Origin of the sequence: Nonomuraea sp. NPDC049684 (assembly GCF_044465345.1) — a bacterium.
Classification (GTDB): Bacteria; Actinomycetota; Actinomycetes; order Streptosporangiales; family Streptosporangiaceae; genus Nonomuraea.
In genome coordinates, this window is the sequence record NZ_JBITLO010000006.1 from 127,763 (window position 1) to 145,500 (window position 17,738).

Genomic DNA, 17,738 nt, shown 5'->3' on the forward strand with positions numbered 1-17,738 from the left:
GGGGGCGGGGGCGAGGGCGGCGTCACCACGGTCCCCGGTAACCGGGCGGGGGCGTCGCCCCCTCGTACGGCGGCACCGCCCGGCCCGCCAGGAACGCCCGCAGCGTCGCCAGGTACGCCCCCCGCCCCTCGGCGTAGACGAGCCCGGCGCCCGGGATCGCCCGCCGGACGCCGGTGGCCGCCGACCAGCTCTCCCCGTCGCACGCCCCCTTGACCACCAGGACGGGCGCCGTGACCCGGGCCAGCCCCTCCCGCATCCCGGGCGGCGACGGCCGCTCCACCAGCCGCGCATACCCGCCCTCCACGCGGGCCGGGGGCGGGGTCGCCCGCGGCGGGGTGCCTGCCGCGCATACGGCGGCCCCCACGGTGCGGGCGTCGAGCTCGGCGTCGCCGGCGAACGCGTGCGCCGCCGCCGGTTCGACCCGCAGCAGCGTGTGGACCGCGAGCATCCTGGGGGTGGGCGGGCCGTCGTCCAGCAGCGTCGCGGCACGGGCCCGGTCGAGGTCGGCGGGGGAGGCGAGCACCGCCCTGGACACCTCGTCCGGATGGGCGGACAGGTAGGCCGCCGCGAGCCGGGCGCCCTCGCCGCGCGCGACCAGGGTCAGGCGGCGGGCGCCGATCGCCTGCCGCACCTGCTCCAGGTCCGCCACGTCGCGGCCCAGCCCGTACGCGGCCGGGTCCGGCAGCCGCGCCGAACGTCCGGAGCCCACCCGGTCGTAGACGTACACCTCGTGGCCGTCGGCGGCCAGCCGCCGGTAGAACGCCGGATCGGCGGCCAGGTCCGCCAGACCGGACGCGCCGGACAGGAAGACCACCGGCTCCGGGCGGGTGACCCGCTTCGGCGCGACCCGTGCGTACGCCAATCGCGACCCCGTCGGCAGCCGCCACTCGCGCTGCCCGGCCACCGGCGACGCGGCGGCCGCCGGCGCCGGCGGCGGGGTCAGCGTCGCGTCCGCGACCCGCCAGACCACCGCCACTTCCACGGCCAGGATCAGCGCGGCCCGTAACCACCGCCCCCAGGCCGCGCCCGGCCGGGGCACGCACAGCAGCAGCCCGAGGTGGAACACCGAGGCGAACACCGCGAGGCCGGTCACCGTGAACACGCCGGACCCCGCGCCCACCATCGCCGTCCCGGCCAGCGCGGCCAGCCCGGCCACGGGCGACAGCGCGAGCACCGCGGCGCCCGCCACCATCCCGGCCAAAGACCTCACAAAGGGGACGCTAGCCCCTGACGGGCGAGTCGAGCGAGCGGCCCAGGCGGATGCGCAGGCGGTCGCCGGTGCGCAGCGTCTCGCGCACGGTCCACACCCGCTCGTCGATGACGGTGCCGTTCGTGGTCATGTATCCGCCGACCCTCAGCACCGGACGGCCCGAGGCGTCGCCGAGAAGCTGGGCCCGCGACTCGGAGTCGTCGGCGAACAGCACGAGGAAGTCCTCGGCGTCCGCGGGGGCCTCCAGCACCAGGCCGGGATAGAGATGGGAGGAGGGAACCTCGATCACGTATTCGATCACGCGAACTCCACTACCCCGCACGCGCGCTTTCAGCTTCCGGCGACGGAGGATAGCGCTTACCTGGACGGATGAGGTGAAATATCAGGGTTGCCTACAGCTTGGAGTCCCCCCGATGCCCTTGTTCGACCTCCCGATCGAGCAACTGCGCGCCTACCTCCCCGACCGCGACGAGCCCGCCGACTTCGACGACTTCTGGTCCCGTACGCTGGCCGAGGCCGAGGCGTTCGACCCGGCCGCCGAGTTCGTGCCCTACGACCTGCCGCTGAGCGGCGTCGACGTCTACGATGTGTCGTTCGCCGGGTGGGGCGGCCACCGCATCAGCGGCTGGTTCATCCTGCCGCGCGGCGTGCGGGAGCCGGTGCCGTGCGTGATGCACTACATCGGTTACAGCGGCGGACGCGGGTTCCCGAAGGACCACCTGCTGTGGCCCGCGGCCGGGTACGCGGTGTTCGTGATGGAGACCCGGGGGCACGGCGGCGCGAGCCCCACCAGCCCCGGCACGACCGGCGACCCGCACGGCAGCGCCAACGTCCAGGCGCCCGGCATGATGACGCGCGGCATCCTCGACCCCGAGGACTACTACTACCGGCGGGTGTTCACCGACGCGGCCAGGGCGGTCGACGTGGCCGCGGCCCACCCGGCGGTGGACGCCGGGCGCATCGTGGTCTCGGGTGGCAGCCAGGGCGGCGCGATCGCGCAGGCCACGGCGGCGTTGCGCCCGTCGGTGCGGGCCGCGCTGGTGGACGTGCCGTTCCTGACGCACTTCCGGCGGGCGGTGGAGATCACCGACCGGGACCCGTACCAGGAGCTGGTGCGCTTCCTGGCCTCCCGCCGGGACGGCGCCGACCAGGTGTTCCGCACGCTGTCATACTTCGACGGCGTCAACTTCGCCGCCCGCGGCCGGGTGCCCGTGCTGTACTCGGTCGCGCTCATGGACTACGTCTGCCCGCCCTCCACGGTCTTCGCCGCCTACAACCACTGGCAGGGACCGAAGGAGATCACCGTCTGGCCCTGGAACGGGCACGAGGGCGGGGCGGGCTACCAGACCGAGGAGCAGATCCGCTACCTGCACAAGCTCCTGGCCGGCTGACCCGGCGCGGGGCCGCCGTACCGGCGCGAGCACCGGTACGGCGGCTGCCCGTCACACCGCCTGCGGGGTCACCATGAACGACACGCTCCCCTGCGCGTCGGCCCCGGCGTCGAGGGACTTGTCGTCCAGCACGGTCGCGGCCACGGGATCGAGGTAGACCCGCGCGCCCTCGGTCTCCACCACCTCGTCGGCCGGCTCGGGGGCCGTGGCCAGGGAGAGGGTGAGCGAGTTCGCGCCCTCGCCCTGCGAGGAGATGCGGATCCCGCCCTGGGCGGGTTCCGGCGCGGACGCGGTCAGGTCGCGGATCGCCTGTGCTGCGTTGGCTGTCAGGGTGAGCACTACGGCTCCTCCAAACGGTCGACGTACAGAAGTTGCCTGCCATTCCCCTCATCCCGGAGCCCAACCCTTCTTGGCGTTTTCTTTACCGGGAATTCCCGGCCGGTGGACAATCCCTGCATGGACGCCGTCCGGCTCAGGCAGGCCATGGTCGCGCGCCTGCGCGAGCGCCAGGAGCTCCCCGGCGACGTGGCCGACGCGCTCCTCGCGGTGCCGCGCCACCTGTTCCTGCCCGGCGTCGATCCCCGCACCGCCTACCGCGACGTGCCGGTCGTCACCCGGCGGGACGGGCAGGGCCTGCCGGTCAGCTCGTCGTCGCAGCCGTCCGTCATGGCGACCATGCTCGGGCAGCTCGGCGTCGAGCCCGGCCACCGGGTGCTGGAGATCGGCGCGGGGACCGGCTACAACGCGGCGCTGCTGGCGCGTCTGGCCGGGCCCGGGGGGCGGGTGGTGAGCCTCGACCTCGACGCCGGCATCGTCCGGGACGCCCGGCGCAACCTCGCGGACGCCGGGTTCCCGCAGGTCGAGGTGGTGTGCGCGGACGGGGGCGAGGGGTTCGCCGGGGCGGCGCCGTACGACCGGGTGATCGCCGCCGTCGGCGTGTGGGACCTGGCTCCCGCCTGGCTCGACCAGCTCGCGCCGGGCGGGCGGCTGGTGGTGCCGCTCGACCTGCGCGGGGTGCAGGTGTCGGTGGCGCTGGAGCGTTCGGGCGGCCATTGGGCCGGACGTACGGTGGCGCCCTGCGGGTTCATGCGGATGCGGGGGCCGTCCGCCGGGCCGGAGTCGGTGGTGATGCTGCGCCGCGACCCCGACCTGTGGCTGGCGCTTCCGGTGGCGCGCGAGCTGGGCGACCTCGTGACCGCCCTGGAGACCGACCCCGCGAACGTCCCCGTGGCCCTGCCCGATCCGCTCCCGGAACCGCCCCCGGCAGCGGCCCCGGCAGCGGCCCCGGCAGCGGGCCCGGCAGCGGGGCGGCGGGATGCGCTCGGGGATGTGGGCGCCGACGTGGCGTTGTGGCTGGCGTTGCACGAGCCGCGCTGGTGCGTGCTCGGCGGCCACCGGCACGGCGGCTACGGCGGCGCCTTCGGCCTCACCGACGGCTCCGCCGTCGCCGTGCTCGCCTCCCGCGCCCCCGGGACGCCCGGGGAACGCGACCGCGCCGTTGCCGCCCCGACGGCGGATGGTCCGGGGCGCGCCGAACTGGTGGCCGAGGGGTACGGGCCGGGCGGCGCGGCGCTGGCCGAGGACCTGGCCGCGCACGTCAGGGCGTGGGCCGCCGCCGGCCGCCCGCGCACCCCCGGCCTACGCCTGACCGCCTACCGCAACCCCGCCCCAGAGGACCCCGACCCAGAGGACCCCGCCCCAGAGAGCGCCATCCCAGAGAGTGCCGCCTCCAAGGGACCCGGGGGGCGAGCCGTCCAGGGGCCGGGGCGGGAGTTCGTCATCGTGAAGCGGCACACCACGCTCGTGCTGGCGTTCGGTTAGACGGTCCACTTCCCGTCGAGCATGAGGTCGCGCCCGGCGAGTTCGTTCACCTCGCGCCACGCCTGCACCAGCACCGGCGTGACCCAGAAGTACGTGTACGGCCCGCGCGACACCCGCGGGTCGAACCCCGTCTTCGCCGCGAACGCATCGCCGATGTCGCCGGGGATCGTGGCGGCCGGCTGGGCGGTCACGGTGCCGTGGATGAGGACGACGTCCCTGGTCAGGCCGAGGCCGAGCCGCACGGTGCCGCCGTCGAGCAGGTTGCGGGCGGTGGGCGTGGCGTCGGCGGTGGAGAGCAGGAGCCGGTGCCCGTCCCACAGGAACGACAGCGGCGTCATGTACGGGCCGCCGTCGCCCGCCGTGGCCACCCAGACGTCGACGTCGTGTTCGAGCCGGTCGAGCGTGTCCTGCCTGCGCTGCTCCGGTGATCGGGCCGGTGGCGTCATCCTGCTCCTCGCGCTTCTCGGCGGTCACGGCGACCGCGTCACGTCCGTCAACATGATGACGGCTCCGGCGGCGGCCCGCGACACCACGGCGAGGGGTGCGACGCGGCGCGCCTGAGGGGGAAGTCGCGGGCGCATGGTTACTCTCTGTGTCGGAGAAGTGTCACCATGTCATAGGAAACCTCATGCGTACTCGTCTGACCATGCTGCTGGCCGCCGCGGCCGTCGTCGCCCTGTCGGGGTGCGGCGAAAGCGCCACAACGAACACCGCGGGGCTGGCGCCGCGGACCGACGCTCAGCCGTCCGAGCAGGACAGGACCTGGATGGCGACCATCCACCAGGGGAACCTGGCCGAGATCGAGGCGGGCCGCCTGGCCGAGAAGAAGGGCACCTCCGACCAGATCAAGTCGATCGGCCGGATGCTCGTCGACGACCACACCCAGTTCGACAAGAAGGTGACCGAGACCGCGAGCCAGCTCGCCATCCAGCTTCCCGCCGCGCCGACCTCCGCCCAGACCGCCATGGCCAAGCGCCTGCAGGACGCCAAGGGCAAGGACTTCGACAAGGAGTTCGTCGCCGGCATGGTCAAGGCCCACAAGACGGCGATCGAGGCCACCAAGGAGGAGATCTCCAAGGGCTCCTCGCCGGCGGTGGTGGCGCTGGCCAAGGCCGCGTCCCCGACGTTGCAGGAGCACCTCAAGGCGCTGAAGAAGGCGCAGGAAGACTACTGACGAGGGCGTCCGCGATGCCCGGCGGCGCGGGCCCGCCGGCCGCGCTCGACTCCTTCGCCCGTGCCGCGGCGCGCGCTCTGGCCGGGCTGCGGCACGGTCGCGCGCTGCACCGGCGCGGGCTGCTCCTGGCGGGCACGCTGACGGTCGAGGCGGCGCCGCTGGGGGAGCCGGGCGAGCACGAGGTGCGGGCCCGGCTGTCCAAGGGTCTGTCCCTGCCGGGCCGGCTGCCCGACGTGCTGGGGCTGGCCGTGCGCCTGCCGAACGGGGTGGACCTGCTGCTGTCCACCGGCGCGGGCCCGGTGCCGGTGCCGCGCCGGACCTTCACGTCGGGGCCGTACTCCAGCCTCACGGCGTACGTGTACGGCACCGGCCTGTACCGGCTGGTCGCCCGGCCCGAGGGGGAGCGCGTGCCCGCCGATCCCGCGCTGCTGCCCGGCGCGCTGGCCCGCGACCCGCTGCTGTTCCACCTGTGGGCGGGCGGTCGCTACCTGGCCCGCCTGCGCCTGCACACCGCGCTGCCGGGCGAGGACCTGACCTTCGACCCCGTGCTCAACAGCGCCCCCTGCCTGCGCCCGGCCGGATGGACGGCCCGGCTGCGGCGGGCCGCCTACGCGGGCTCCCGGGAGGGCCGCGGCGCGCCTCCGCCGTAGGCCGATCCATGGCAAAGACTGGCCGACCTGTGTGTGCAAATGCGACTCTCTGGGGTATTTGTCCTTTTTGAACCAGGACGAACAATCGGGGGGATCGTCGTGGCTATGCAAACAGAGATCCGGAGCCTGCTCGAGTGCCATGTGATCGGGTCGGACGGACAGTCGATCGGCAAGGTGGGCCAGGTCTACCTCAGTGACCGCACCGGCGAGCCGGAGTGGGTGACCGTGCGCACGGGGTTCTTCGGCATGAAGCAGACCTTCGTGCCGCTGGCCAACGCCCGCCGTTCCGGGGACGAGATCAGGGTCCCCTTCGACAAGGAGATGATCAAGGGCGCGCCCAACATCGACGTGGACGGCCGCCTGTCGCTGGAGGAGGAGGCCGAGCTCTACCGGTACTACGGGATGCAGCCGTCGACCATCCCGTCCCAGCGCTCGCCCGCCGCGGGGGAGCGGCAGGCCCAGCGAGCCACCGGAGAGCCGCGGACGACCGGGGAACCCGGCATGCGCCCGGGCATGACCGGCCAGCCGCCGACCGGCCAGACCGGCCAGACCGGCGCGATGGGCCGGCCGGGCCCGATGCGCGGCCGGGACGTGGGCGACCGCGACATGGACATGACCGCGTCGGAGGAGCAGCTCCACATCGGCAAGGAGAGCCGCGAGAGCGGGCACGTCCGGCTGCGCAAGTACGTCGAGACCGAGAACGTCCAGGAGAGGGTGCCGCTCGCGCACGAGGAGGTCGTGATCGAGCGCGAGCCCATCAGGGACGGCGAGCCCGGCACGTACGAGATCGGCGAGGACGAGCAGCAGATCACCCTGCACGAGGAGCGGCCGGTGATCGGCAAGGAGACCAGGCCGGTCGAGCACATCCGCGTGCACAAGGAGCGCGTCGAGCACGAGGAGACCGTCGAGGGCCAGGTCAGGAGGGAACACCTGGAGGTCGACGAGGACAGCGAGGCGCGCGAGCACACCCGCAACCGCAACCGCGGCGACGACCTCCCGCCCAAGCGGTAGGAGGCCGCGCCCGGTCCCGCGCGGGGGCGCCCACGCGCCCCCGCCTCACCACGCCCATCTCCAGAACGCGTCCGGCGGTCAGGGCGGGCTCTCGGCCCGGCCGGTGTTGAGCGGAACAGGCCCCTGCCCGGTGTCCGGGGGGACCGACCAGCTCGGACGGGCGTTCAGGGTGGCCGGCTCGAAGCCCGCGAGCTGCTTGTAGTGCAGCGCGATCTTCTCCAGCGTGTCCCGGGGGATGACCTCCTCGATGTCGGCGAACCCGTCGGGGGCGCGTTCGTGCGCCAGCCTCAGGACGACCTCGGGCCCGTCCTCGCGGTTGGCCAGCACGATCCGGTTCGTCACCGGCCGCCGCCGGCTCTCGTAGAACTCCAGGCCCTGGCCGGTGGCCAGCGCGTGGGCCAGCACGCGGGCGTCGATGACGGCCTGCGTCCCGCCGTTTGACCCGGTCGGGTACATCGGGTGCGCGGCGTCGCCCATCAGCGTCACCGCGCCCGCCGCCGTCCCCGACGACCAGTACGGCAGCGGGTCACGGTCCACCAGCGGGTACTCGTACGCCTTGTCGGCCGAGGCGATGAGGCCGGGGATGTCGAGGGCGTCGGAGCGCACGTCGGCCACGTGGTGCAGGAACTTGCCGATCTCCACCTCCCGGTTCCAGTCGCCCCGGGGGACGGTCTCGGGGGCCCGGTGCTGGATGGCCCAGTTGACGAGCTGCGTGCCGTCGGGGTCCGGCGGCGCGATCGGGTAGATGACGATCTTCTGGGCGCCGTCGCCCGCCATGATCATGGATCGGCCGGTCAGGAACGGCCGGGCGCGCGACGTGCCGCGCCACAGCACGTGACCGCCCCACAGCGGCTCGCCCTCGCCGGGGAACAGCGCGGCCCGGACGCCGGAGCGGATGCCGTCGGCGCCGACGAGCAGGTCGGCGTCGTGGTCGAGCCCGGTGACGGGGGAGCCGGTCACCACGGCGTCCGGGCCGAGCCGCTCGCGCACGGCGTCGAGGAGCAGGAGCTGCAGCCGGCCGCGGTGGATCGAGTACTGCGGCCAGGCGTGGCCCGCGGCCCGGCCGCGCGGCTCGGTCCAGATGCGCTGCCCGCGCCGGGTGAGGAAGGTCAGGTCGGCGGTTTCGACGCCGACGCGGGCCAGGCGGTCGCCCAGGCCGAGCTCGATCAGCTCGCGCACGGCGTGCGGCAGCAGGTTGATGCCCACGCCGAGCGGCCTGATGTCCTTGACGGCCTCGCGCACGGTCACGTCCGTGATGCCGGCGGCGTGCAGGCTGAGGGCGGCGGTGAGCCCGGCGATGCCCGCCCCGGCGATGACCACCCGCCGCGGGCGCCGTCCCGCGAGGCCCGTCATGAGGAGCCGCCGGGAAGGAGCAGGGCCGAGACGTCGAACGGCGCCTCCAGGTAGCCGTTGCCCTTGAACTCCAGCATGAGGTCGGCCACGCGCTGCAACCGCGCCTTGTCGACGGTGGTGGAGTAGCCGCCCAGCGCCATCAGGTCGGCCGTCGCCTTGTCGATCTTCGTGTACGTCAGCAGCGCCGCCTTGGCCTGGGCCGGGTCGGCGATGGCCAGGTCCACCGCCTTGCGCAGGCCGCGCTGGAAGGCGGCCACCGTGCGCGGATTGTCGGCCGCGAAGCCCTCGGTGGTCAGGTAGCCCGCCATCGGGAAGTCGGCGGTCGCCCCGGTGAACAGGTCCGACAGGCTGCGGGCCCCGCTGGTGGCGGCCGCGGTCTGCCAGAACGGCTCGGGCAGCACGGCGGCGTCCACGTCGCCGTTGGCCAGGGCGCCGGCCATCTGCGGGAAGGGCCGCTCGACGAAGGTGATGTCGGCGGGCGCCACGCCGGCGGGCTTGAGCAGCGCGCTCACGGCCAGGGTGGCGACGTTGCCGAGGGTGTTGACGCCGACCTTCCTGCCCTTGAGGTCGGCCAGCTTCGTGACGGGCGAGTCCTTGCGCGTCATGAGGACGAAGTTGCCGGGCTTGGCCGCGTAGGCGTCGCCGACGACCTTCAACCGGCCCACGCCGCGCGCGGCGGCCAGCATCGCCGAGACGTAGTTGCTGTGCAGGACGTCGAGCCTGCCGCTGATCAGGTCGGGCATCGCGGCGGCCCCGCCCTGGATCACGACGGGCTTGACGGTCAGCCCCTCCGCCGCGAAGAACCCCTTGTCGATGGCGATCTGGACGGGCGCGACCTCGGGAAGGGCCAGCATGCCGAGGTTCAGCACGGCCTTCTCCGGCCCGCCGGACGACGGCCGGGGATCCGCCCCGCCGCACCCGGTCATCGCCAGGGCGAGGGCGACCGCCGCGAGTAACAGACGCATGAATAACGCTCCCGGAGAGTTGAGTTCGTGAACAATGCGTGCCGGGGAAAAGGAACAGCCGTCCGGGAATCTGCTGCATTCCCGGGCGGCTTTATTCGGTCGCGCCATAATGCGCCACCAGCCGGCGTTCCAGCGCCAGAAAAACCTGATTGAGCAGATAACCCAGAACCCCGAGCACGGTGACGGCCGCCCACATGCCCGGCAGGTCGAAGGAGCGCTGGGCGGCGCGCAGCCGGAAGCCGACGCCGTCGGTGGCGAAGAACTCGGCGATCACCATGAGGATCAGCGCCAGCGACAGGCTGAGCCGCAGCCCGGCGAGGATCTTCGGGGCCGCCGCGGGCAGCACGACCCGCAGCAGGCGCTGCCCGGCAGACAGCCGGAAGACCCGCGCGGTGTCCAGGTGCAGCCGGTCCACGTTGCGGGCGCCGTCGGCGGCGTTGACCAGCACCGGCCAGACGATGCCGCACGCGATGGCCGCGACCTGCATGAGCGTGCCGGTCGAGAACAGCGCCAGGAACACGGGCAGCAGCGCGGGCGGCGGCAGCGCCCGGCAGAACTGCACCGCCGGGTCCAGGAACCGCGACAGCAGCGGCGAGCGGCCCATGGCGACCCCGGCCGCCACGCCCGCCACGCCGGCCAGCACCCAGCCGGTCAGCAGCCGGCCCAGGCTGTGGGAGAGGTCGTCCAGGGCCGTCCGGGTGACCCACAGCTCGCCCAGGCGCAGCGCGATCGCGGACGGCGGCGGGAAGTAGGGGTTGCCCGCCGCCCTGGTGGCCACCTCCCAGACGGCCACGACGACGGGCACGGCCCACAGCCGCGCCACGGATCCGATCGCCCACGCCACGGATCCGATCACCGTGCCGCTCCCGTCAGCGTCGTGTGCCAGCGCAGCAGCCGCCGGAAGACGCGGGCGAGCAGGGCGTTGGTGAGCAGGCCGAGCGCGCCGGCCCACAGGGTGGCGGCGATGGTCAGCCGCAGGCCGTCCGGGCTGCTCTCGGCCACGATGATGAAGTGGCCGATGCCGTCGGCGCCGGCCAGCAGCTCGGTGCTGACGGCCAGGATCAGGGCGATGGCCGCGGCCACCCGCACGCCGGTCGCCACGAAGGGGGCCGCGCTCGGCAGGCTGACCCGCCACAGGACGGCCGGCGGGCCGAAGCCGAAGGCCCGCAGCGTCTCCTTGGCCAGCGGGTCGACCTCGCGCAGCCCGTACATGGTGTTGAGCAGGACGGGCCAGGTCGCGGCGTAGACGATCATCGCGACCTCCGTCTCCAGGCGGCCGGTGAAGACGAACGCGGCCAGGGGGATGAGCGCCACCGACGGGATGGGCCGCAGGAACTCCAGCACGGGACGCAGGGCCCGCTCGACCGGGGGCAGGCTGCCCAGCAGCAGCCCGGCGGGCACGGCCACCGCCACGGCGGTCGCCAGGCCGAGCGCCCACGCGCCGCAGGTGGCCAGCACGTCGGCAAGGAAGGCGGGGTCGGCGGCGAGCCCGGCGGCGGTGGCCAGGACCGCCGAGGCGAGCGGCAGTTCGAGCTGGGAGACCAGCCCGAGGCGGCCGGCCGCCTCGGCGGCGCACAGCAGCGCGACGGTGCCCGTCACGCCGCACACGACGGCGCTGTCGAAGGGACGGGAGGGGATCAGGCGCACGGCGACGCCTCGGCGCCGGGGAAATGGGGCGGCAATTTATCGGCTCTCCGGAACATCGGTCCGGCCGTTCGTCACCGCGGCAGGCCGGAAGGCGGGCAGAGCGGAACGGAAGTCACAGTAACCGAGCCGCGCGTTTCCGCCCGACGGGAAAAACTCCGGTCAGGAAAAGCCCGCCGGGTCGGGCGTCACATTCTGTGGCGGTCGCGCTGTTTTCGGCCCGGCTGATAACACGGATATTCCGGCCGGGCTACCGCCCGTAGAGTTCGAGCTCGTTGAGCATGCTGCAGGAGTCGCCGATCTCGGCGTCGCAGTCGTCCGTCGGCTCGGTGACGATCATGACGTGCGCGCCGGTGCGGGCCACCGTGTGGTAGCGCATGGCGTAGTCGGTCCGGTCCTCGACGGTGACGACGGGCTCGCCCCAGGAGCGGCCGTCGGCGGAGACGTACACGCGGGCCCCCGCCGCGTGCCCCGGGCGCAGGGCGAGCCCGATCCGGTTGATCGCGTACGGCCGGTCGAGGTGCAGGACGTACCGGCCGGGGCCGGCGGCGACGGCGCCGGACCAGTAGTCGGTGCTGCCGTCGAAGGCGCCCGCCGGGCCGGTGCGCGGCCGGCCGGGGCGGGTCCAGCGCATGTCGGTCTCCACCTTGAGCGCGCCGCGGCGGTACAGGGCGGCCAGGTCGAGCAGGTCGGGGCCGGGGGCGGTGACGGTGAACAGGCGGCGCTTGATCGCGTACCAGCCGCCGTTCTCGAACTTGCCGTGGGCCGGGCAGGCCGTCTCGTTGAGCAGCCCGTCGGGGCGCACGCCGGGCAGCTTGCAGTTGTCGAACACCTGGATCAGCCGGTGCGGGCCGACCGCGGCCACGGCGGTGTAGCCCGAGGAGCCGTGCACGTCCCGCACGCCGTCGCTGTTGCGGTACGTCACCGTCTGCTGCCGCCACTCCTCGCCGATGCCGTCGGGGGCGATCGCCAGCCAGTTGTGCGGACGGCCGGCGCTGAGCACGAGCACGCCGTCCGGCATCAGCAGCAGCCGCGGCGCCACGCCGCGCACCAGGCAGTCCTGGCCGTCGATGCGCACCGGCCGGACCGGCGACCAGGTGCGGCCGCCGTCGGACGAGCGGCTCTGGTGCAGCGTGGAGGGCGGCTCGCCGTCCCTGCGCATGACCGCCAGCAGGGAGCCGTCGAGCGTCTGGGCGAGCGCGGTCTCGTTGTAGACGAACGGCCCTTGGGGAGGGGCGATCACGCCGCGCCTGGCGAACGTGCGGCCGCCGTCGTCGCTGGCGAACACCTCCGGCTGGTAGGACTCGGTGTCGCCCTGGCGGATGTAGGCCGTGAACAGGATGGTGCCGTCGGCGAGCTGGATCGGCAGGCCGTGCGCGGCCCCGCCGGAGGCGCCGGCGTCCGGCGAGGAGACCGTGGCCTCCCAGCGCACCCAGCCTTCGTCGGAGGCGGAGGCGGAGGACAGCACGCCCAGCTTGGCGGTGCCCGGCCCGGAGCGCCGCAGGTAGTACTCCAGGGCCAGCAACCGGCCGTCGCGCAGCTCGATCGGCGCCTCGCGCAGCGGCGTGCGGTTGCTCGGGCCGAACGTGACGCCGCCGTCGTGGGAGGTCGCCGACTCGCTGGAGAGGGTGACGACCTTGTCCACATTGGTGGCGTAGGTGACCAGGAGCTTCCTGACCGGGGCGCCGTCGCGGCCCACCGTGTCCAGCGCCGCCACGCTCGGGAACCCGGCGAAGTCGAGCCGCTGCTCCGAGGACGGCTCGCGCTCGGCGGGCGTCGGGTACGGGTAAATCCACCGCGGTGAGACATCAGTGTCGATCAGGTAAGGCCCCTCCGGAACCGACTTGCCGGTGAACTCCGGAAGACGGCAGAACGTCTCGCCGGCGTGCGTGACCCCGTGGGCCGCGGGCAGCCCGGCGGCCAGGAACACCGCCGCCAGCGCGGCTCTGGGCATCGCCACCGGGGACTCCTTCCTCTCGTGGCCGCCCGAGGGCGGCCGCCTCGCGACGGGCGAGGCCATGCCTTGTCTCTGCCCCCTCCGGCCCCTTGTTTCACCTGCGTCCCAGGGTTGCCAACCGTGGATCCGATAGGTATTCGTTAAGTGTCAGTTGACAGCAACGGGCCGCGACCCGAGGATCAGAGCTGCAGGATTAAGTGTCAATTTACGTAGGAGGGACCTTCGGGTCTGGAGGTGGCCTCAGATGAGCATCGAGCCCAGGGCGCGAGTCGCCCCCGAGCGCGTGCCGCCGGTCTGGGCGGCGGACCCGGCGCCGGTGGCGCCGGAGACGGCGGCGCAGCAGAAGGTCGTCCAGCGCATCTGCGCCAGGGTGGCTCCCGAAGGGGTCGAGGTCGGCGTCGGCGAGCTGCCCCCCGGCGGCCTGCAGGTGTGGATCGACGCCCCCGTACACGTCGACCCGCGCGAGTCATGGGTGCTCCACCACCGCATGGCCCGCGAGGTCAGCCTCGTCGGCTGGCACTGCGAGGCCGACAGCGACCGGCTGCTGGTGCTCGGCTGGAGCGCCGCCTGCCTGCACAACCGCATCAGGCTGCTGCAGAGCGGCCTCAAGCGGCTGTCGGACTTCGAGCACACCGCGCAGCGGGCCGTGCAACTGGAGGGCGAGGACCCGCGGGGCCGCACCGCGGCCGACGTCGCCGCCGCCACCCGCGCCGCCGTCGAGCGGCGGCTGCGCTGGCCGGCCCGGCTGGCCGAGCTCGACGGGTTCGACCGCAGCTCCGGCCTGGCCCACCTGCAACTGCTCCTGGCCCAGGTGGTCGGGCTGGAGTCGAAGGTGGCCGCGGCCTGCGAAGAGCACCTGATCATGGCCCGCGCCCTCGCGTGGTCCGTCTGCGAGCACTACGCCGCCCACGGCGACCTGCCCAGGGCGCAGCGCGAGGTGCTGGCCGAGACCCGCCGGTGGGTGCACGCCAGCTCGATCATCCGCGGCACGGCCGCCGTGCGTCCGGCCGGCACGCCCCGTCCGCACATGGGGCTGACCGAGCGCCGGATCGCCGCCAGCGTCATCAACCACGGCGTGCCGAGGGCGACCCCCACGGCCGTCATCCCCCGCTCCGGCCACCAGGAGAGCACGTGACGACCCACGTGCCGCTCCACGGGCGGCAGCACGCACAACCCGTACGAACCCTGTAGGAGAGCTCCCGTCATGCGAACCCCACCGCATCTGCCCGCGCTCGTCCGGCACGAGCCGTCCGACACCGGACGCACCCGCGCCCGCCGCCACCCCTACGGCCCGCACGACGTGCCCGCACAGGCCGCGCCGCGCGGCTCACTCGACTTCCCCGCCCCCGCCGCCGTCCCGCCCGCGCCCTACGAGGCGTTCACCGAGCAGCGGCTGCGTGAGATCAGGGAGATGTCCACCCAGGCCATCGGCTCCATCGACGACCTCCTCCAGCACACCGCCTGACGTGATATCGCATCCCCCGAGGAGAGCCATGCAGGGACTATCGCGAGTGGATCTGCGGCCGCGTGACGTGGGCGCCCACCGACCGCGTTCGCTGGCGGGCACCGAGACCCCGCACACCCTGGACGAGGTACGCGCCCTCGTCCGCCGGGCCATGGTGAGCAAGAGCCGCCTCTACCCGGTCAGCACCGGCAGGAACTGGGGCATGGGCTCCGCGCTGCCGGTCACCGAGGACAACGTCGTCGTCGACCTCAGCCAGATGAACCGCATCCGCACCCTCGACCTGGAGGCCGGGTACGCCGTCATCGAGCCCGGCGTGACCCAGGCCCAGCTCGCCGAGGCGCTGCGGGACACGCCGTGGATGCTCAACGTCACCGCCTCCTGCGCCGACACCTCCGTCATCGGCAACGCCCTCGAACGCGGCGACGGCTGCTTCCGCTCCCGGGTCCACGACGTGGCCGGCATCGAGGCCGTGCTCGCCGACGGCAGCGTGATCACCACCGGCGGGCTCGACCCCACCGGCGTCTACCACGGCCGGGTCGCCGGGCCCGACCTGACGGCCGCGTTCGTCCAGCACAACGTGGGCGTCGTCACCGCCATGGCCGTCTCGCTGGTGCCGCGCCCGGAGACGATCGGGCTCGTGCACGCGCGCATCCGGCGCGACCAGGTCGGCGCCGCGATCGGCGCGATGACCGGGTTCCTGCGCCGCGGCAACCCCGCCGGCGGGCTCATGCGGCTGCGCGAGCTGGCCCTCGCGCCCGGCCGCGACGACGGCTGGCTGCTGCCGGCGGGCGTGGACACCGGCAAGTTCACCGTCCTCGGGCCGCTGCTCGGCACCGGCGCCACCGTCGAACTGGCCGAGGAGATGCTGCGCAAGGCGCTCATCGAGGTCGAGGGCGGCGAGACGCTGCGCGTGCTCGACGCCGCCGAGGTCGGCCCCGACGACCCGCTCTACACCAGGGCCCTCACCGCCCAGGGCATCCCGACCTGCCAGGGCGTGCGCAACGCGCTCGGCGTCACCTCCTGCGAGCAGATCGACGCCGGCGGCATGGGCTTCCTCGTGCTGCTGCCGCTGATGCCGCTGCACGCCAGGAAGACCGAGCTCATCCTCGACGCCCTCCAGACCGCGGTCGACGCCCACGGCATCGCCCTGATGGTGGAGTGGAACCTGGTCAGCCCGCACATGGCCAACGCCGTCATCCAGATCTTCTTCGACCGGGCCGACGCCGACGCCGCCCGCCGCGCCCACCAGCTGCGCAACGACGCGAGCTGCCTGCTGCGCGACAACGGCTGCGCCATCTACCGCTCCGACATCGACCACGCCGCCGCCGACGTCTGGTCCGAGACCAGCACCGCCAGCCTCGGCATGCTCCACCGGCTCAAGACCGCTCTCGACCCGGACGGCCTGCTCTCTCCCGGCCGCTACGGCGCCTGACCCCCCGAACCGCCCCGCGCCGGTCGCACCCACCGCAGTGTGCCGGCCGGCGGGGAACCTGAGGCTTTCTTGCGAGGAGGACCGAGTGCGTGAGACACCAGTGGCCGTCAGAGGTACCGGCGTGACCCGCCGTCACGCCGTGATGCTGCGGCTGGTCGGCGCGGGCGTGATGCTGACCGTGATGGCCGACACCACGGCCACCACCCTGGCCGTCGGCGTGCTGCGTTACACCCCGGCGGGCGCCGGCATGCCGCTGGGCGACCTGGTCTGGCTGACCAGCGCCGCCTTCATCCCCATCGCCGCGCTACTGGCCACGGCCGGCCGCTGGGCCGACCTGTTCGGCCGCCGCCGGGTGCTGGCGTTCGGGCTGGTGGTCTTCGTGGCCGGCGGGATCGCCACCGTGGCCGCGTCGTCCTGGTCGTTCGTGCTGGCCGCGCGGGCGGTGCAGGGCGCGGGCGCGGCGGCGATGATCCCGGCCAGCCTCGGGCTGCTGCTCGGCGAGCTGCCCGAGTCCCAGCGCCGGGGCGCGATCGCGCTGTGGAGCTCGGCCTCCGGGCTCGGCTGCCTGCTCATGCAGGCCGGCGGCGGCTGGCTGGCCGCCACCGTCGACTGGCGCGCCCTGTTCGTCCCCGACGTCGTCATCGGCGTCGCGCTGCTGATCGCCTGCGCCGCGCTTCCGTCCGGCAGGCGTACCGCGGCCAAGGGCGTGCCGGACGTGCTCGGCGCCTGGCTGCTGGCCGCCGGGATCGCGGTGATCGTGCTGGCCATCTCCAAGGCCATGGCCTGGGGCATGGACGTCGTGTGGCTGGCCGTCGCGGCCCTGGCGCTGCTCGGCGGCGCGCTGGCCCAGGCCAGGCACCACCGCCTGCCCGCCATCGACCTGGCGTTGTGGCGGCAGCGCAAGTTCGTCTGGGGCTGGCTGGCCACCTGGTTCTTCGGCGCCCTGTCCTACGGGCTGCTCACCGTGCAGCCGCTGTACCTGCTCCACCTCGGCTACCCCATGCTGGAGGTGGCGATGTGGCTGACGCCCACCTCCGCGGCCGTCGTCGTCACCAGCTACCTGGCCGGCAAGCTGCTCAAGCACATCGGCGCGTACGGCCTGATCTACGCCGGCTCCCTGCTCTGCGGCGGCGCGTGCGTGCTCGTGCTGACCCAGTCAGGGCCGACGGTGTGGGGCTTGATCGCCAGCGTCGTGGTCGGCATGGGCGTCGGCGCGCTGGCGCCGGGCACCTCCGTGGCCACCACCCTGGCCGCCCGCCCCAGCCAGTACGCCTCCGCCGTCGGCGCGGCCACCATGGCGCGCATGGTCGGCGGGGCCGTCGGCATCGCCGTGGTGTCCCTCGTCATCGACCACCCGTTCATCCTGACCGGCCCGCTGGCCGGGCTGGCCGGCGCGCTCGCCATGTGCGTGGCCATCTCGGTGTTCATCGGGGCCATCGCACTGACCAAGATCACCCGGCTGCGGACCGACCCGGGCGACGACATGATCAAGGTGCCGCGCCGGCTGCTGCTGGAGCTGCGCATGACCCTCGCCACCGTCGCGGCGGAGGCCGACGCGCTGCTGCCTGTCGAGACCCGCACGACCCCCAGGGATCACATCCCGAGGCCCCGGGCGGCAGAGAGCTCGGAGACCTACGGAACCACGCACGTCTAGTTCAACCTCAA

The 17,738-nt window shown here is 73.8% G+C and carries 18 protein-coding genes; 9 read left to right on the top strand and 9 right to left on the bottom strand.

Annotated features, from left to right (window positions below; all coding sequences use genetic code 11):
- Positions 1–22: 22 nt before the first annotated feature.
- Together ACIBST_RS20985 and ACIBST_RS20990 are read right to left on the bottom strand one after the other, a co-directional pair.
- Positions 23–1,210 (bottom strand): alpha/beta fold hydrolase, encoded by a 1,188-nt coding sequence (locus ACIBST_RS20985; RefSeq protein ID WP_397173734.1) that lies wholly within the window; start codon positions 1,208–1,210, stop codon positions 23–25.
- A 10-nt stretch (positions 1,211–1,220) separates the two neighbouring features.
- Positions 1,221–1,511: a hypothetical protein gene (locus ACIBST_RS20990; RefSeq protein WP_397173735.1), complete on the bottom strand. Its 291-nt coding sequence runs from the start codon at positions 1,509–1,511 to the stop codon at positions 1,221–1,223.
- 112 nt (positions 1,512–1,623) lie between these two features.
- On the opposite strand from ACIBST_RS20990, the gene ACIBST_RS20995 reads away from it, so the two are divergent.
- Positions 1,624–2,601, top strand: coding sequence for an acetylxylan esterase (locus ACIBST_RS20995; RefSeq protein ID WP_397173737.1), 978 nt, complete (start codon positions 1,624–1,626; stop codon positions 2,599–2,601).
- Between the two features lie 51 nt (positions 2,602–2,652).
- Here the strand turns inward: ACIBST_RS20995 and ACIBST_RS21000 are convergent, their stop codons facing one another.
- Positions 2,653–2,940, bottom strand: coding sequence for an iron-sulfur cluster biosynthesis family protein (locus ACIBST_RS21000; RefSeq protein ID WP_352327979.1), 288 nt, complete (start codon positions 2,938–2,940; stop codon positions 2,653–2,655).
- A gap of 117 nt (positions 2,941–3,057) precedes the next feature.
- Between ACIBST_RS21000 and ACIBST_RS21005 the strand changes: the two genes are divergently transcribed.
- Positions 3,058–4,422, top strand: a complete 1,365-nt coding sequence (locus tag ACIBST_RS21005) for a methyltransferase domain-containing protein (RefSeq protein ID WP_397173739.1) — start codon at positions 3,058–3,060, stop codon at positions 4,420–4,422.
- Here ACIBST_RS21005 and ACIBST_RS21010 read toward each other — a convergent pair.
- Positions 4,419–4,868: a pyridoxamine 5'-phosphate oxidase family protein gene (locus ACIBST_RS21010; RefSeq protein WP_397173741.1), complete on the bottom strand. Its 450-nt coding sequence runs from the start codon at positions 4,866–4,868 to the stop codon at positions 4,419–4,421. The two genes, ACIBST_RS21005 and ACIBST_RS21010, sit on opposite strands and share 4 nt — an antisense overlap.
- Positions 4,869–5,050: 182 nt before the next feature.
- On the opposite strand from ACIBST_RS21010, the gene ACIBST_RS21015 reads away from it, so the two are divergent.
- The 3 genes from ACIBST_RS21015 (at position 5,051) to ACIBST_RS21025 (ending at position 7,257) form a co-directional block, all read left to right on the top strand.
- Positions 5,051–5,596, top strand: a complete 546-nt coding sequence (locus tag ACIBST_RS21015; protein WP_397173743.1) for a DUF4142 domain-containing protein — start codon at positions 5,051–5,053, stop codon at positions 5,594–5,596.
- Between the two features lie 14 nt (positions 5,597–5,610).
- Positions 5,611–6,246, top strand: a complete 636-nt coding sequence (locus ACIBST_RS21020) for a hypothetical protein (protein ID WP_397173744.1) — start codon at positions 5,611–5,613, stop codon at positions 6,244–6,246.
- A 105-nt stretch (positions 6,247–6,351) separates the two neighbouring features.
- The gene (locus tag ACIBST_RS21025) at positions 6,352–7,257 is read left to right on the top strand and encodes a DUF2382 domain-containing protein (protein WP_397173746.1); all 906 of its coding nucleotides are present in this window, start codon (positions 6,352–6,354) and stop codon (positions 7,255–7,257) included.
- Between the two features lie 78 nt (positions 7,258–7,335).
- Here the strand turns inward: ACIBST_RS21025 and ACIBST_RS21030 are convergent, their stop codons facing one another.
- From ACIBST_RS21030 to ACIBST_RS21050, 5 genes are all read right to left on the bottom strand, one after another.
- Positions 7,336–8,610 carry a flavin-dependent oxidoreductase gene (locus tag ACIBST_RS21030; RefSeq protein WP_397173748.1) on the bottom strand — a complete coding sequence of 425 codons (1,275 nt, stop codon included), beginning with the start codon at positions 8,608–8,610 and terminating at the stop codon, positions 7,336–7,338.
- Entirely contained in the window at positions 8,607–9,575 is a 969-nt protein-coding gene (locus tag ACIBST_RS21035) for an ABC transporter substrate-binding protein (RefSeq protein WP_397173749.1), read from the bottom strand. The genes ACIBST_RS21030 and ACIBST_RS21035 overlap by 4 nt, the downstream gene beginning before the upstream one ends.
- Before the next feature lie 91 nt (positions 9,576–9,666).
- Positions 9,667–10,431, bottom strand: coding sequence for an ABC transporter permease (locus tag ACIBST_RS21040; protein ID WP_397173751.1), 765 nt, complete (start codon positions 10,429–10,431; stop codon positions 9,667–9,669).
- A complete protein-coding gene (locus ACIBST_RS21045; protein WP_397173752.1) occupies positions 10,428–11,222 on the bottom strand; it encodes an ABC transporter permease in 795 nt (264 codons plus the stop codon). Before ACIBST_RS21045 ends, ACIBST_RS21040 begins: the two co-directional genes overlap by 4 nt.
- 247 nt (positions 11,223–11,469) lie before the next feature.
- The gene (locus ACIBST_RS21050; RefSeq protein ID WP_397174252.1) at positions 11,470–13,173 is read right to left on the bottom strand and encodes an exo-alpha-sialidase; all 1,704 of its coding nucleotides are present in this window, start codon (positions 13,171–13,173) and stop codon (positions 11,470–11,472) included.
- Positions 13,174–13,420: 247 nt separating this feature from the next.
- Between ACIBST_RS21050 and ACIBST_RS21055 the strand changes: the two genes are divergently transcribed.
- The 4 genes from ACIBST_RS21055 to ACIBST_RS21070 all read left to right on the top strand — a co-directional run bounded on the left by ACIBST_RS21055 (position 13,421) and on the right by ACIBST_RS21070 (position 17,727).
- The gene (locus ACIBST_RS21055) at positions 13,421–14,311 is read left to right on the top strand and encodes a hypothetical protein (RefSeq protein ID WP_397173754.1); all 891 of its coding nucleotides are present in this window, start codon (positions 13,421–13,423) and stop codon (positions 14,309–14,311) included.
- A gap of 69 nt (positions 14,312–14,380) precedes the next feature.
- Positions 14,381–14,641 carry a hypothetical protein gene (locus ACIBST_RS21060; protein ID WP_397173755.1) on the top strand — a complete coding sequence of 87 codons (261 nt, stop codon included), beginning with the start codon at positions 14,381–14,383 and terminating at the stop codon, positions 14,639–14,641.
- A gap of 46 nt (positions 14,642–14,687) precedes the next feature.
- Positions 14,688–16,073: an FAD-binding oxidoreductase gene (locus ACIBST_RS21065; RefSeq protein WP_397173757.1), complete on the top strand. Its 1,386-nt coding sequence runs from the start codon at positions 14,688–14,690 to the stop codon at positions 16,071–16,073.
- A gap of 85 nt (positions 16,074–16,158) precedes the next feature.
- Complete coding sequence (locus ACIBST_RS21070; protein WP_397173759.1) at positions 16,159–17,727, top strand: MFS transporter; 1,569 nt, start codon at positions 16,159–16,161, stop codon at positions 17,725–17,727.
- The last annotated feature ends 11 nt before the right edge of the window (positions 17,728–17,738 follow it).

Bases quoted from the DNA above. Each gene is read 5' to 3' on its own strand.
- ACIBST_RS21030 (WP_397173748.1), bottom strand. From the start codon at position 8,610: ATGACGGGCCTCGCGGGACGGCGCCCGCGGCGGGTGGTCATCGCCGGG.
- ACIBST_RS21010 (WP_397173741.1), bottom strand. From the start codon at position 4,868: ATGACGCCACCGGCCCGATCACCGGAGCAGCGCAGGCAGGACACGCTC.
- ACIBST_RS21060 (WP_397173755.1), top strand. From the start codon at position 14,381: ATGCGAACCCCACCGCATCTGCCCGCGCTCGTCCGGCACGAGCCGTCC.
- ACIBST_RS21020 (WP_397173744.1), top strand. From the start codon at position 5,611: ATGCCCGGCGGCGCGGGCCCGCCGGCCGCGCTCGACTCCTTCGCCCGT.
- ACIBST_RS21025 (WP_397173746.1), top strand. From the start codon at position 6,352: ATGCAAACAGAGATCCGGAGCCTGCTCGAGTGCCATGTGATCGGGTCG.
- ACIBST_RS20995 (WP_397173737.1), top strand. From the start codon at position 1,624: ATGCCCTTGTTCGACCTCCCGATCGAGCAACTGCGCGCCTACCTCCCC.
- ACIBST_RS21005 (WP_397173739.1), top strand. From the start codon at position 3,058: ATGGACGCCGTCCGGCTCAGGCAGGCCATGGTCGCGCGCCTGCGCGAG.
- ACIBST_RS21055 (WP_397173754.1), top strand. From the start codon at position 13,421: ATGAGCATCGAGCCCAGGGCGCGAGTCGCCCCCGAGCGCGTGCCGCCG.
- ACIBST_RS21015 (WP_397173743.1), top strand. From the start codon at position 5,051: ATGCGTACTCGTCTGACCATGCTGCTGGCCGCCGCGGCCGTCGTCGCC.
- ACIBST_RS21050 (WP_397174252.1), bottom strand. From the start codon at position 13,173: ATGCCCAGAGCCGCGCTGGCGGCGGTGTTCCTGGCCGCCGGGCTGCCC.
- ACIBST_RS21035 (WP_397173749.1), bottom strand. From the start codon at position 9,575: ATGCGTCTGTTACTCGCGGCGGTCGCCCTCGCCCTGGCGATGACCGGG.